At 36.2% G+C, this 13,636-nt stretch carries 13 protein-coding genes; all 13 read left to right on the top strand.

Annotation, left to right across the window (positions count from 1 at the left end):
- Nucleotides 1-39 precede the first annotated feature (39 nt).
- The 13 genes from murC (at nucleotide 40) to EsVE80_RS07465 (ending at nucleotide 13,627) form a co-directional block, all read left to right on the top strand.
- Entirely contained in the window at nucleotides 40-1,374 is a 1,335-nt protein-coding gene (gene murC, locus EsVE80_RS07525; protein WP_173103169.1) for a UDP-N-acetylmuramate--L-alanine ligase, read from the top strand.
- A 225-nt stretch (nucleotides 1,375-1,599) separates the two neighbouring features.
- Complete coding sequence (locus tag EsVE80_RS07520) at nucleotides 1,600-2,085, top strand: MaoC family dehydratase (protein WP_408639857.1); 486 nt, start codon at nucleotides 1,600-1,602, stop codon at nucleotides 2,083-2,085.
- On the top strand, nucleotides 2,078-2,767 hold the full coding sequence (locus tag EsVE80_RS07515; RefSeq protein WP_173103167.1) for a Bax inhibitor-1/YccA family protein: 690 nt from the start codon (nucleotides 2,078-2,080) through the stop codon (nucleotides 2,765-2,767). Before EsVE80_RS07520 ends, EsVE80_RS07515 begins: the two co-directional genes overlap by 8 nt.
- A 182-nt stretch (nucleotides 2,768-2,949) precedes the next feature.
- Complete coding sequence (gene polA / locus EsVE80_RS07510) at nucleotides 2,950-5,592, top strand: DNA polymerase I (RefSeq protein ID WP_173103166.1); 2,643 nt, start codon at nucleotides 2,950-2,952, stop codon at nucleotides 5,590-5,592.
- A gap of 12 nt (nucleotides 5,593-5,604) precedes the next feature.
- Complete coding sequence (gene mutM / locus EsVE80_RS07505) at nucleotides 5,605-6,447, top strand: DNA-formamidopyrimidine glycosylase (protein ID WP_173103165.1); 843 nt, start codon at nucleotides 5,605-5,607, stop codon at nucleotides 6,445-6,447.
- A gap of 2 nt (nucleotides 6,448-6,449) precedes the next feature.
- Nucleotides 6,450-7,052 carry a dephospho-CoA kinase gene (gene coaE, locus EsVE80_RS07500; RefSeq protein ID WP_173103164.1) on the top strand — a complete coding sequence of 201 codons (603 nt, stop codon included), beginning with the start codon at nucleotides 6,450-6,452 and terminating at the stop codon, nucleotides 7,050-7,052.
- Nucleotides 7,053-7,256: 204 nt separating this feature from the next.
- Nucleotides 7,257-7,733 carry a transcriptional regulator NrdR gene (gene nrdR, locus EsVE80_RS07495; protein ID WP_173103163.1) on the top strand — a complete coding sequence of 159 codons (477 nt, stop codon included), beginning with the start codon at nucleotides 7,257-7,259 and terminating at the stop codon, nucleotides 7,731-7,733.
- Nucleotides 7,734-7,751: 18 nt separating this feature from the next.
- Entirely contained in the window at nucleotides 7,752-9,122 is a 1,371-nt protein-coding gene (locus EsVE80_RS07490; protein ID WP_173103162.1) for a replication initiation and membrane attachment family protein, read from the top strand.
- Nucleotides 9,122-10,045 carry a primosomal protein DnaI gene (dnaI, locus tag EsVE80_RS07485; RefSeq protein WP_173103161.1) on the top strand — a complete coding sequence of 308 codons (924 nt, stop codon included), beginning with the start codon at nucleotides 9,122-9,124 and terminating at the stop codon, nucleotides 10,043-10,045. Before EsVE80_RS07490 ends, dnaI begins: the two co-directional genes overlap by 1 nt.
- Before the next feature lie 102 nt (nucleotides 10,046-10,147).
- The gene (locus EsVE80_RS07480; protein ID WP_173103160.1) at nucleotides 10,148-10,849 is read left to right on the top strand and encodes a tRNA (adenine(22)-N(1))-methyltransferase; all 702 of its coding nucleotides are present in this window, start codon (nucleotides 10,148-10,150) and stop codon (nucleotides 10,847-10,849) included.
- Nucleotides 10,846-11,964, top strand: a complete 1,119-nt coding sequence (locus tag EsVE80_RS07475) for a Nif3-like dinuclear metal center hexameric protein (protein ID WP_173103159.1) — start codon at nucleotides 10,846-10,848, stop codon at nucleotides 11,962-11,964. Before EsVE80_RS07480 ends, EsVE80_RS07475 begins: the two co-directional genes overlap by 4 nt.
- Before the next feature lie 39 nt (nucleotides 11,965-12,003).
- Nucleotides 12,004-13,239 carry a peptidase T gene (gene pepT, locus EsVE80_RS07470; RefSeq protein ID WP_173103158.1) on the top strand — a complete coding sequence of 412 codons (1,236 nt, stop codon included), beginning with the start codon at nucleotides 12,004-12,006 and terminating at the stop codon, nucleotides 13,237-13,239.
- A gap of 121 nt (nucleotides 13,240-13,360) precedes the next feature.
- Nucleotides 13,361-13,627: a DUF1294 domain-containing protein gene (locus tag EsVE80_RS07465; protein ID WP_173103157.1), complete on the top strand. Its 267-nt coding sequence runs from the start codon at nucleotides 13,361-13,363 to the stop codon at nucleotides 13,625-13,627.
- Nucleotides 13,628-13,636 lie beyond the last annotated feature (9 nt).

The following is a 13,636-nucleotide window of genomic DNA, read 5'->3' as shown; positions in this document are numbered from 1 at the left end:
TTTACATGATTGATAGGGAAGAAAAGAGGCTAAATTAGGATGAATGACAAAGATAAGCTTTATCATTTTGTTGGAATCAAAGGTTCTGGCATGAGTTCGCTAGCATTAGTTTTACACGAAAAAGGATACCATGTGCAAGGATCAGATGTTGAAAAATATTTCTTTACACAACGAGATTTAGAAAAAGCAGAGATCACAATCTTACCATTTAATGCCGATAACATTAAGGCGGATATGATTGTTATTGCTGGGAATGCATTTCCCGATACTCACGAAGAAATTGTTCGTGCCAAAGAATTAGGCTGCGAAGTAATTCGTTACCATGATTTTATCGGCCGTTTTATTAATGACTATACGAGTATTGCGGTTACGGGTTCTCATGGTAAAACAAGTACGACCGGTTTATTAGCTCATGTATTTAGTGGCGTCTCACCAACGAGTTATTTGATTGGTGATGGTACAGGACATGGGGTACCAGATGCTGACTTCTTTGCCTTTGAAGCTTGTGAGTACCGTCGTCACTTTTTAGCATATGCGCCGGATTATGCGATTATGACCAATATTGACTTTGATCATCCCGATTATTATAAGAGCATTGAAGATGTTTTTACAGCGTTTCAATCAATGGCCCATCAAGTGAAAAAAGGAATTTTTGCTTATGGTGATGATGTTTACTTGCGTAAATTAGAATCAGAAGCGCCAATTTATTATTATGGTTTAAATGATAATGACGATATTCAAGCAAAAAATATTAAACGAACAACAAAAGGTTCTGAGTTTGATGTTTTTGTTAAAGGAAAAGAAATTGGTCATTTTAGTTTACCAGCTTTTGGTAAACATAATATTTTAAACGCGCTAGGTGTCATTGGTATTGCGTATTTAGAAGGTATTGATATGACGGAAGTTGCAGAAGAAATGCAAACTTTTGCAGGTGTCAAACGTCGGTTTAGTGAGAAAAAAGTTGCCGATATGACAATCGTTGATGACTATGCGCATCATCCAGCTGAAATTAAAGCTACAATCGATGCAGCACGTCAAAAATATCCAGATAAAGAAATTATTGCCGTTTTCCAACCGCATACGTTTACGCGGACAATTGCGCTAATGGATGACTTCGCTGAAGCACTAGATTTAGCTGATAAAGTTTTCTTGTGTGATATTTTTGGCTCAGCCCGTGAAGTACAAGGAGATGTCAAAATTGAAGATCTAGGAGATAAAATCAAAAAAGGTGGTCAAGTCATTAAAGAAGACAATGTTTCGCCACTATTGGATTTTGAAAATGCTGTTATGATCTTCATGGGTGCTGGTGATGTCCAAAAATTTGAAGCTGCTTACGAAAAATTATTAAGTAATACAACACGTAATCGTTCTTAACCAATAAACACTTTACTCTACAACTCATCTTAGCGTCATAAAAAACAATTTAAACACGAAAAACTGATGCTTTTGTTGCATCAGTTTTTTTATAAAAATTGAAATTCTAATAGTTGCTGAAAAAGTAGAGAAAGTTTTAATAGTATGAATAGATTAGCTTCAAAACTTGCACTTTTAAGGCGTTCTGATACAATAGCTATGAAATCTACAAAACGATATTAAAACATGGAGGAATCAAGTTTGCAGATCAATCGCGTAAAAAAAATGGGGAAAACCATCGAAGAAATTGAGGAAGGTGATTCGTTATCTTTAACCGAATCAATTGAAGACAATCAGCTGTTATTATATTTAGGATTAACCAATGATGCTAACCCGCTTTATATCCAGCATGATTATGCGCAACAAACCACTTATCAACGTCCTATTGTACCGTCTGTTATGTTAATGGGGATTATTACTAGTGCTATTTCCAAACATTTGCCTGGTCCAGGATCACATGTGGTGAATTTTTCGGTAAACTTTATTGAACCTGTTTATCATTATGAAACATTGACTTTTGCATTTGAAGTAATTAAAGTTGATAAAATGAAGGATGTAGTGACAATTTCTGTCGAAGCAACCAATGCAGAAGAAGCTCGTGTTTTAGATGCAGTCGTAATGGTGCAACCTCCAATAATTGAAACAGAAAGTGTAGGGGATATTCATGAATAACTATCAAACACCCGTTGTAGAAAAAGATACATTAAATCGTTTTTATGCTAAAGTCTATGCTTTTTTTGCTGTAGGACTCGGGATTAGCGGTATTACTTCTTATCTTTGTGCTACGTCATTTCTACCACAAACAATTCGCTTTATAAATGGTTTTCCATTAGGATTTTTAGGTTTGTGGATTGTCCAACTAATATTAGTTTTAGTATTGGCAGCCAAGGCTAGAAAAAATCCCGCAATAACAATTGCTGGTTTTTTAGTGTATTCTTTGTTAAATGGACTAACTTTAACGGCTACGCTTTTACACTATGATATTAATACGATCTATGTAGCCTTTGGAGCTGCTACTGCAACGTTTGCTGCAACGGCACTATTCGGCGTTTTTACAAAAAGAGATTTGTCAGTTGTAGGACGTATTGGCTTCATTGCGTTAATCGGAATTGTAATCACAATGCTGTTAAATGGCTTAATTTTACACAGTGGTCCAGTAGAATATTTGATGTCAATTGTAACAGTTTTTGTCTTTGCAGGCTTGACTGCTTATGATCATCAAATGATTAAAACGTATTATGAACAAAGTCGAGGAACAGAAAATACAGGAATCGCTGTTTTTGTAGCATTGCAACTTTATTTAGACTTCATTAACTTGTTATTGGCGTTCTTACGCATCTTTGGTCGAGATTAATTTTTAAGACGCAATAACTGTTGGGAGAACTTGGGAAAAATCACCAAGTTCTCCTTTTTTATTTGAAATTTACTGATCATTAATCATCGCTAGTTTCCTAGAACTTTGTTAGAATAAAGAGGAACTTTTGTGGGATTGCAGCAAATTGTTGTTAGAAAATCAACAAGATAAGGAGAATTTCGATGACGAAGAAAAAACTTTTATTAGTAGACGGCAATAGCGTAGCTTATCGTGCTTTTTTTGCTTTGCATAATTCGCTGGAGCGCTTTAAAAACAAGAATGGTTTGCATACGAATGCAATTTATGCTTTTAATACAATGTTTGAAAATGTGATGACAAAAGAAAGACCAACCCATGTGTTGGTGGCCTTTGATGCCGGTAAGACAACTTTTCGAACAGAGATGTATCAAGACTATAAAGCCGGGCGGGCGAAAACTCCTGGTGAATTTCGGGAACAACTCCCTTACATTCGAGAACTTATCACCGCACTCGGTGTAAAACATTATGAACTTGAAAATTATGAAGCTGACGATATTATCGGTACTCTGGCAACTCAAGTGGATAAAGATGAGTTTGAAGTGGTAATCTTATCTGGAGATCGGGATTTAACGCAATTGGCCAGTGATGATGTGACCGTTGATATTACAGTAAAAGGTGTTAGTGAAATTGAGGCTTATACACCAGCGCACATTGCCGAAAAATACGATGGCTTGTCACCCCAACAAATTATCGATATGAAAGGTTTGGCTGGTGATGCCTCAGATAATATTCCCGGTGTAACTAAAATTGGTGAAAAAACAGCAATTAAGCTTTTAAAAGAGTATGGCTCTGTTGAAGGAATCTATGAAAATATTGCGCAACTGAAAAAAAGCAAAATGAAAGAAAACCTAATTAATGATCAAGCGCAAGCTTTTTTGTCAAAAAAATTAGCTACTATTAATACGGAAGCGCCGGTAACGATTAAAATTGAAGACTTGTCATATTCAGGTAAAGATTTGGATAAATTGGTGCCATTTTACAAAGAAATGGATTTTAAGCAATTTCTAAGTAAATTAAACATTACCGAGGATCCAGCTGATTTGGCAGAAATTATGTTTGAAGTAGTAGATGAATTTACTGCGGATATGTTCCAATCAGATATGGCAATATATCCTGAGATGTTAGTTGATAATTATCATCTGGCTGACGTTGTTGGTATTGCTTGGGGAAATGATAAAAAGATTTACGTAACAGATAATGTAGCTTTATTTGAGAATCAAGATTTTCAAAATTGGTTACAAGAAAAAAATAATAAAAAAACATATGATGCCAAACGTACTTACGTTGCTTTAAAACGTTATGCCAAACGACCACAAGGCATTACTTTTGATGTGTTACTTGCTGCATATTTGTTAGATACCAATGATAGCAATAACGACATTGCAGGGGTGGCAGAACATTACGGCTTTACAGATATCCAAACAGACGAAGCCGTTTATGGCAAAGGTGCAAAAAAAGGCTTGCCAGAAAACATGGAAGACTTTTATGCTCATTTAGCGCGTAAAGTGAAGGCAATTTTATTTTTAAGTGAAAAACTAGCTGAAGATTTGAAAGAAAAAAATCAGAGCGATTTGTTTTATCAAATGGAATTACCTTTATCCCAAATTCTAGCAGAGATGGAAATAGCTGGTATCACTGTTGACAGTAAACGTCTTTTGGATATGAAAGGAGAATTTGCTACGCGCTTGCATGAGATTGAAGAAAAAATTTATGCAGAAGCAGGCGAAGTGTTTAATTTGAATTCACCGAAACAATTGGGTGTTATTCTTTTTGAAAAGATGGGACTTCCTGTAATTAAAAAGACGAAAACCGGTTATTCAACGGCAGTAGATGTTTTGGAACAATTACAAGAGCAAGCACCGATCGTGGCTGATATTTTAACGTATCGTCAAATTGCCAAAATTCAGTCGACCTATGTTGAAGGTTTATTAAAAGTGATTCAACCTGATCAAAAAATCCATACCCGTTATGTCCAAACTTTAACCCAAACGGGCCGTTTAAGTTCAGTAGATCCTAACTTGCAAAATATTCCCATTCGTTTGGAAGAAGGGCGCAAAATCCGTCAAGCCTTTGTACCAAGAGCAAAAGACTGGGTCATTTACTCATCAGATTATTCTCAAATTGAATTACGCGTATTAGCCCATATTTCAGATGACAAGCACTTAAAAGAAGCGTTCTTGGAAGGACAAGATATTCACGCCAGCACTGCTATGCGAGTTTTTGGAATTGAAAATGCCGAAGATGTGACACCTAATATGCGTCGCCAAGCAAAAGCAGTGAATTTTGGGATTGTTTATGGTATATCTGATTATGGTTTATCACAAAATTTAGGAATTTCAAGAAAAGCGGCGCAACAATACATTGATACTTATTTTGAAAAGTATCCTGGGGTTAAACAATATATGGAAAATATTGTACGGGATGCAAAAGACAAAGGGTATGTCGAAACATTGTATCATCGTCGTCGGTACTTGCCAGATATTAATGCACGTAACTTTAATATCCGCTCTTTTGCTGAACGCACGGCAATTAATACGCCAATCCAAGGTAGTGCAGCAGATATTTTAAAAATTGCGATGATTGAGCTTGCAAAACGATTGCAAGAAGAAGATTTAAAAGCCGTTATGTTATTACAAGTGCATGATGAGCTGGTTTTTGAAGTACCAACTACAGAATTAGAAAAATTAGATAAACTAGTAAAAGAAGTCATGGAAAATGCTGTGGCATTACACGTCCCTCTTGTTACAGATAGTAGTTGGGGGGATACGTGGTACGATGCCAAATAAGAAGGGGAAAAGATGCCAGAATTACCTGAAGTAGAAACAGTCAGAAGAGGATTGTCACAGCTTATCTTAAATAAAGAAATTGCGACAGTGGATGTTTTCTGGTCCAAAATCATCGCACTGCCTGAAGTAGAAACCTTCAAGCAAGAATTAAGTGGTCAAAAAATTGAAACAATTAATCGTCGGGGAAAATATTTAATATTTGAACTTTCTGATTATGAATTAATCTCTCATTTACGTATGGAAGGAAAATATGAGTTTTTTTCCGCACAGACACATGCAGTAGTGACAAAACATACACACGTCATTTTTCATTTTACAGATGGTAGTCAATTGCAATATCGTGATGTACGTAAATTTGGCAGAATGGAGCTAGTATTAAAAGGGGAAGCCAAAAGATTTAAAAGTATTGCGCAATTAGGACCAGAACCAACTCCAGAAACGTTTAAATTAGCACAATTCAAACGAGATTTGGCAAAAACAAAACGGGAAATTAAACCAGCGTTATTAGATCAAAAAATGGTAACGGGTTTAGGAAATATTTATGTTGATGAAGTATTATGGTTGGCGAAAATTCATCCAATGCAACCTTGTGACACCCTCAGTGAATCAGAAATCAAGCGATTACGTTTAGCAATTATTGATGTTTTAAAAAGAGCTGTAGCGGCTGGTGGAACTACCGTACGGACTTACTTAAATGCATTAGGTGAGGCAGGAAAGTTCCAATTGTCGCTAAATGTTTACGGTAGAACCGGACAACCTTGTCCACGTTGCCAAACACCAATTGAAAAAATCAAAGTAGCACAACGTGGCACTCATTTGTGTCCTCACTGTCAAAAATTAATTGCGAGGTGCTGAGCATGAGTTTTGTGTTAGGTATTACTGGGGGAATTGCCAGTGGTAAGAGTACCGTTGTCGATGTTTTTAAAGAAAAGGGATTCCCTGTTGTTGATGGGGATGTGATAGCACGAGAAATTGTTGAACCTGGCCAAGCAGCATTGGCAGCTATTGTTGCTGTATTTGGGTCGGGAATTCTAAGTGCAACAGGTGAATTGAATCGCAAAAAATTAGGAGAGATAGTCTTTAAAGATAGCCAAAAACGGCAACAATTGAATGAATTAATGAACCCATATTTGCGTCAAAAAATTAAAGGGCAAATTATTGCTGGAAAAAAAATCAGCCCGTTAGTTGTGGCAGATATTCCTCTAATGTACGAAGGTCATTACGATCATTATATGGACGAAGTTGCTGTAGTATATGTCGACTTTTCAGAGCAAAAAAAACGATTGATGGCACGAGATCATATCGACGAAAAAACAGCAGAAATGAAGATTGCCAGTCAAATGCCATTAATAGAAAAGAAGGCTTTAGCAGATACTGTTTTTGACAATAATGGTAGTAAAGAGGCGACAGTCCAACAAGTCGTCAATTGGTTAGAAAGTCATTTTAAAAATAAAGACTAGTTGTCTTTCTGACGTAATGTTGTAAAAAAGCTTTGGAAGCTATTTTTATTCCAAGGCTTTTTATTATCTAAAAAGAAAGCTAGTTTTTTAAAATATTGCGTAAAAACGTATAACGCTGTCTTTTCTTAGATGCAAGACAATACAACACAATTTTTTTCTGTTATAATATAAGCAAAATTCCTAGAAAATAAATGAGGTGAAAAGATGCGTTGTCCAAAATGTCACCATAATAGTTCACGGGTTATTGATAGTCGTCAAACCGATGATGGACGTACGATTAGAAGAAGAAGAGAATGTGAAAATTGCGGCTTCCGTTTTACCACTTTTGAAAAAATAGAAGCGGCACCTTTACTAGTGATTAAGAAAAATGGTGAACGGGAAGAATTCAATCGAGAAAAGATTTTGCGTGGGTTAATTCGTTCTGCAGAAAAACGACCAGTTGCTATGGAACAAATGGAAGAAATTGTTGACCATGTGGAAAATCGTGTCCGTTCTTTAGGAGAAAACGAAATTTCTACAACACTTATTGGCGAGTATGTGATGGAAGACTTAGTGGATGTTGACGAAATCGCCTATATTCGCTTTGCCAGTGTCTATCGTCAATTTAAAGATATGTCGGTTTTCTTAAAAGAATTACAAGATATTGTTGCCAAAGCAAACGGCAAAAACGAATCTGAATAAATTGGAGGCTGCATTTTTTTGGAATATGCTTATGAAGCCAACCTACAACCAAAAGCAGTTTATGAAGTAAAAAAAAGTTTACCCCTCACAAGTGAGGGACAAAAAGCTTTGGTAAATTTGTATCAGCCAATTATTGGTGCGGATGCGCTAGCTTTGTACTTTTGTTTACTACAAGACTTTGAAGATACACAAGAAGAATATAACCACTTAGAATTACTTAATGCCTTAGATATCGGAATTTCGGCTTTCAAAGTGGCCAAAAAACGTTTAGAAGGAATTGGACTATTAAAAACTTATTATCAAGAACAACCAGAAATTCGGTTTTTATATGTTTTAATGGAACCTTTATCACCACAAGCCTTTTTAAAAGATGAACTAATGTCTTTTTTATTGGTTGTAAAAGTAGGGCAAAATAAATTTCGACAATTAAATCGTCGCTTTAAACCTCAAGACATTCAAACAGCTAACTACCAAGAAGTAACGACAAAATTTGGTTCTGTGTATACTTTTTCCCAAAGAGAATACCAAGCTAATCAAGCCCTAGTTGAGTCGGTCACTGAAGAGATAGCTCACGCAGATACACAGCTACCATTGGATAAAAACCAGTTAAATTGGAGTTTGTTGCGTGATTTAGCGACGAAAAAGTTTATTAATCCTATGCAGTTAACAGACTCTTTAAAAAATAGCCTTACGCTATATCATGAAATGTTTGGTTATGATGAAGTGCAATTAACTAATTTAATGGCTGAAGCAGTTTCTTTAGCAGATGGAACAATTGATGCACGAAAATTGAAAAATATTGTGTATAAACAAAGCCAAAATATCTTATCAGAAAAAAAAACAACAACGCCAAATTACGAAAGTGATCAACAGATTCGTCGTAAAAATACTTTGTTAGCTCAAGGATTTACAAAAGCAGATTGGTATCGAATTTTAGATAGCGAAGCGTTAGCGCCAATGGAGTACTTGGTTAATTTGAAAGCGGCTAAAGGTGGCTATGTCACGAAAAATGAGGAGTGGTTGTTGACGGACTTGGTGGAAAAATCCCCCTTACCGACAGCAGTCATTAATATTTTATTGAACTATTTACTAGTTGATCAAAATAAATCTCAACTACCACAGGCATTAACCAATCAAATAGCTAATGACTGGTCGCAAAATAAAATTAATACCCCAGAAGCTGCTATTAAATATGTCCAAAAAACGGTAAAAGAAAAACAAGCGGCTAAAGAGCAACGCAAAAAAAATAGCAGCCGAACACAAAATATTGTGAAAAAAGAAGATTTACCAGACTGGTCCAAAAATCAAACGACAAGTGACCCGACTCGTAAAGCAGAGATTGATAAAATGATGCGAGAGTATTTCAATGACGAAGAAGGTGAAAAATAATGGATGATGTTGGCAAAAGTGTCAATCAATTATTTGAACGGCAAAATTTTCAAAAAAAATATGAAGCGATGATGCAAGAAGTTTTAGCAGATACAGCAGTGAAAAAATTTTTAGATGAAAATAAAGACAAATTAACGGAAGCAGATATAAAAAAGAGTTACCCTAAACTATACGAATTCGTTCAAGAAAAACGCAAATTTAAGTTAAACGATCCTGCCATGATGGCGCCAGGATATGAGCCCCGCCTAGTTTTGAATTTTCATTATATTGATGTTGCCTATGTTCCAACCGAAGATTTAGTGGAGCGTCGGAAACAAGAAGAAATTAAAAATCGCGTTAGCACCATTGACATCCCCAAAGATATTCGGAATGCGAGTATGAAAAACTTTGATAAAACAGACGAACGAGAAGAAGCGTTATTTGAGACGATGAAGTTTATTAAAAACTATGCAGAAAATGCAAAGTCTTTTCATAAAGGATTGTATCTAGCTGGTGATTTTGGTGTCGGAAAAACGTATTTATTAGGTGCCATGGCAAATGAGTTAGCAAAAAGAGGCTATACTTCTATGATGGTGCATATGCCAACCTTTACCTCCATGATGAAAAGTTCAGTAGCGGATAATACTGTCGCTGAGAAATTGGAAAATGTGAAAAAGCCTAAGATACTCATTTTAGATGATGTTGGAGCAGATGCTTTAACTGCTTGGACACGAGATGAAATATTTGGTGTTATTTTGCAATATCGTATGCAAGAACAATTACCGACATTTTTTACTTCTAATTTTACAATGGATGGATTGGAAAATCATTTGCGGCTAACGAAAACTGCGGATGAGCCGTTGAAAGCCAAACGCATTATGGAACGTATCCGTTATTTGGCAAAAGAAATTGTCATGTCAGGACCTAATCGTCGTAATGATTAAAATGAATTGGCACGAATTTTCTTTTGCGAAAATTTTGTGCCAATTTTTTCGAAATAAACGGGTCAAAATGAGTTGATTTTAACCTTTAAAGGAGAACAGAATATGAATGAACAAGAACTGTCACAACGTCTGACAGTCGTTGGTAATGCTGTACCAAAGGGTGCACGTTTAGCTGATATTGGCTCAGATCACGCTTATTTGCCAGTCGCATTAATGCTTGTAGGGAAAATTTCCTATGCTGTGTGTGGCGAAGTGGTGGTAGGGCCTTTTCAATCAGCGCAAAAACAAGTTGTTAAAAGTGGTTTAGCAGACAAAATTGTAGTGCGTTTAGCTGATGGTTTAGCAGCAATAAAAAAAGAGGATGAAATTGATACAATTACCATTGCGGGGATGGGTGGTACATTAATCACAAGTATTCTGGAAAATGGAAAAACACAAGGGCAACTGTCTGGTCATGAGCGTTTGATATTACAGCCCAATGTTGGAGAAGCAAATGTTCGCCGCTGGTTACAAAAAGAAGGCTATGAGATTTTAACAGAAAGTATTCTAGCGGAAAATGATAAAATTTATGAAGTTATTGTAGCTGAAAAGACAGTTGTTAAATCCCAATTAACCGATAAAGAGATTTTCTTTGGTCCTTACTTGTTAGCTGAAAAAAATAGTGTCTTTCTAAAAAAATGGTTGCAGGAGCAATATGCTTTAGAGAAAGTTTTAATTCAATTACAAAAAGCCAAAGTGGTACCTGAAGAAAAAGTAATTGCCATTAAACAAGAATTGGCCTGGATTAAGGAGGTTTTAGAGTGATAGCCAAGGATTTTATTAAACGTTTTGAAGCGTATTGTCCGTTGTGGCTTGCTGAAAAGGGAGATCCGGTTGGTTTGCATATTGGTACATTGGATAAGCCAATCAAACGGGTTATGATGACTTTAGACGTGCGACCAGAAGTTGTACAAGAAGCAATTGAAAAGAAAATTGATTTAATCGTTGCAAAACATCCGCCAATTTTTCGACCAATTGAACGCTTAACCCAAACAGATCCTCAGACCAAAATGTATCTGGATTTGGTGAAACATGACATTGCAGTTTATGCCGCTCATACGAATATGGATATTATTTCCGATGGTTTAAATGATTGGTTTTGCGAAATGTTGGGAATTGAAGTGGAAGACTTTATGACCCAAACCCATCAAGTGAAATTCAAAAAATTGATTGTCTATGTCCCTATTGAAGCAGCAGCAAAAATGCGGCAAGCATTAGGTGAGGCAGGTGCTGGTGAACAGGGCAATTACCAATTTACTAGTTTTCAATCAGTGGGTATTGGCAGATTTACACCAATGATGGGGGCGCACCCTGCTATTGGCAGTGTTGGAGTGCCAGAAAGTGTTCAAGAAGCCAAAATAGAAGTTTTATTACCTGAAACAATTGAAGCTGAAGTTCTAAGAGCAATGTATGCGGTACATCCTTATGAAGAACCTGCCTTTGATTTACTTTCTCTAGGCAATGATCCGATAAAATACGGGATTGGTCGTGTGGGACATTTACCCCAGCCCATGTTGATTGAAGATTTCGTAACACGCGTCAAAAACGTGTTTGAACTAGATGGATTGCGTTTAGTGGAGCCTGTCGTTCACCCTAAAAAAATGGTACAAAAAATTGCCATTTGTGGTGGCTCTGGTGGTAATTTTTATCCAGATGCGCTAAAAAAAGGAGCCGATGTTTACATCACAGGAGATGTGTATTATCATACAGCCCACGATATGCAGGCAAATGGATTGACGGTAATTGATCCGGGGCATAACATAGAACGTGTCTGCATTTTACGCTTCATTGAAAAAATGAATGCATGGAAAAAAGCGGAGAAATGGGATGTAGAATTTATCCCTTCTATAACCAATACCAATCCGTTTCAATATCGTTAAAAATTAAAATGTGTTTTTAAACACTTGGGAGGAACTATTATGTACGAAAATTTATTACCCCGCTTTTTACGCTATGTTAAAACTCAAACACGTTCAGATGCTACAAGTAAAACAACGCCATCTACACAAACACAAGTAGCTTTTGCGCATGAGTTAAAAAAAGAATTAGAAGACTTAGGTTTAACAGAAGTACTTTATAACGAAAATAATGGGTATGTCATTGCGACATTACCTAGTAATAGTGATAAGCCCGTCAAAACAATTGGGTTTATTGCACATATGGATACGGCAGACTTTAACGCAGATAATGTAAATCCACAAATCATTGAAAATTATGATGGCCAGTCAACAATTAATTTAGACGCAAAAGGTAAATATACCTTAAATACAAATGACTTTCCGAATTTAAAAAATTATAGCGGGCAAACGCTCATCACGACAGATGGGACGACTTTACTAGGAGCAGATGATAAAGCTGGTATTGCTGAAATTATGACCGCTTTAGAGATTTTAATTAAAAATCCTGAAATCAAACATGGTACAATTAAAGTTGCCTTTGGTCCAGACGAAGAAATTGGCGTTGGGGCAGATAAATTTGATGTAGCACAATTTGGTGCCGATTTTGCTTATACGATGGATGGTGGACCAGTAGGTGAATTGCAATACGAAACATTCAATGCTGCCGCTGCTGAAATTACCATTCATGGCAAAAATGTTCATCCAGGAACTGCTAAAGATACCATGATTAATGCTTTACGTTTAGCAATCACATTCAATAATCAATTGCCGCAAGCTGAAATTCCAGAAAAAACGGCAGGTTATGAAGGTTTTTTCCACTTGATGGCTATTAACGGTAATGAAGAAGAAGCAAAAATGAGCTATATTATCCGTGACCACGATCGTGATAAATTTGAAGCAAGAAAAGCCTTGATTACAGAAATTGCGGATAAAATGAATGGTCAATTTGACGAAAAACGCATTGAAGTGAAGATGTATGATCAATACTACAATATGAAAGAAATTATTGAAAAAGATATGAGTATTATTGAAATTGCCAAAGAAGCGATGATGGCTTTAGATATTAAGCCTATTATTGAGCCAGTCCGTGGCGGGACAGATGGTTCGAAGATTTCACAACTTGGGCTACCAACGCCCAATATTTTTGCCGGGGGGGAAAATATGCACGGTCGTTTTGAGTTTGTTTCGTTACAAGCTATGGAAAAAGCAACCGATGTTATTGTGAAAATTGTGGAATTAAACGCACAAAATGCATAATTTATACAAAATTTTCTAGGATACTTGTTATAATAAAGCGAGAGGCCTACGCTTGGCGTAAGTGATCTCGCTTTTGTTTATTTAACGAAAATAATATTTATAATTAAAAGGAGTTTTGTCCTTGTTTAACGAAAATCCACTGTGGTTTTATCTCGTTTTAGTGAATTTGTATGTCTTTTTTTTAATGTATTACGACAAGCGCCAAGCTGTAAAAGGCGGCCAGCGAATTTCAGAAAAAAATCTCTTGTTTATGGGAATAGTCGGTGGCGGTTTAGGTGGGTTATTCGCTCAGAAAATGTTTCATCACAAAACCCGCAAGAAAAAATTTTACCTTTGCTTTTTAATCGGAATTGCTGTAGCGCTGTTGCTGATTGTCTATTATCACTAGTCGTTTAAA

The sequence above is a fragment of the Enterococcus saigonensis genome, from assembly GCF_011397115.1.
GTDB lineage: Bacteria > Bacillota > Bacilli > Lactobacillales > Enterococcaceae > Enterococcus_C > Enterococcus_C saigonensis.
Note: the sequence above shows the minus strand (reverse complement) of the source record. Positions and strands in the feature narration are given on the sequence as shown.

Excerpts from the sequence above, each read along its gene's own strand:
- murC (WP_173103169.1), top strand. The coding sequence starts at position 40 with ATGAATGACAAAGATAAGCTTTATCATTTTGTTGGAATCAAAGGTTCT.
- EsVE80_RS07520 (WP_408639857.1), top strand. The coding sequence starts at position 1,600 with ATGGAGGAATCAAGTTTGCAGATCAATCGCGTAAAAAAAATGGGGAAA.
- EsVE80_RS07515 (WP_173103167.1), top strand. The coding sequence starts at position 2,078 with ATGAATAACTATCAAACACCCGTTGTAGAAAAAGATACATTAAATCGT.
- polA (WP_173103166.1), top strand. The coding sequence starts at position 2,950 with ATGACGAAGAAAAAACTTTTATTAGTAGACGGCAATAGCGTAGCTTAT.
- mutM (WP_173103165.1), top strand. The coding sequence starts at position 5,605 with ATGCCAGAATTACCTGAAGTAGAAACAGTCAGAAGAGGATTGTCACAG.
- coaE (WP_173103164.1), top strand. The coding sequence starts at position 6,450 with ATGAGTTTTGTGTTAGGTATTACTGGGGGAATTGCCAGTGGTAAGAGT.
- nrdR (WP_173103163.1), top strand. The coding sequence starts at position 7,257 with ATGCGTTGTCCAAAATGTCACCATAATAGTTCACGGGTTATTGATAGT.
- dnaI (WP_173103161.1), top strand. The coding sequence starts at position 9,122 with ATGGATGATGTTGGCAAAAGTGTCAATCAATTATTTGAACGGCAAAAT.
- EsVE80_RS07480 (WP_173103160.1), top strand. The coding sequence starts at position 10,148 with ATGAATGAACAAGAACTGTCACAACGTCTGACAGTCGTTGGTAATGCT.
- pepT (WP_173103158.1), top strand. The coding sequence starts at position 12,004 with ATGTACGAAAATTTATTACCCCGCTTTTTACGCTATGTTAAAACTCAA.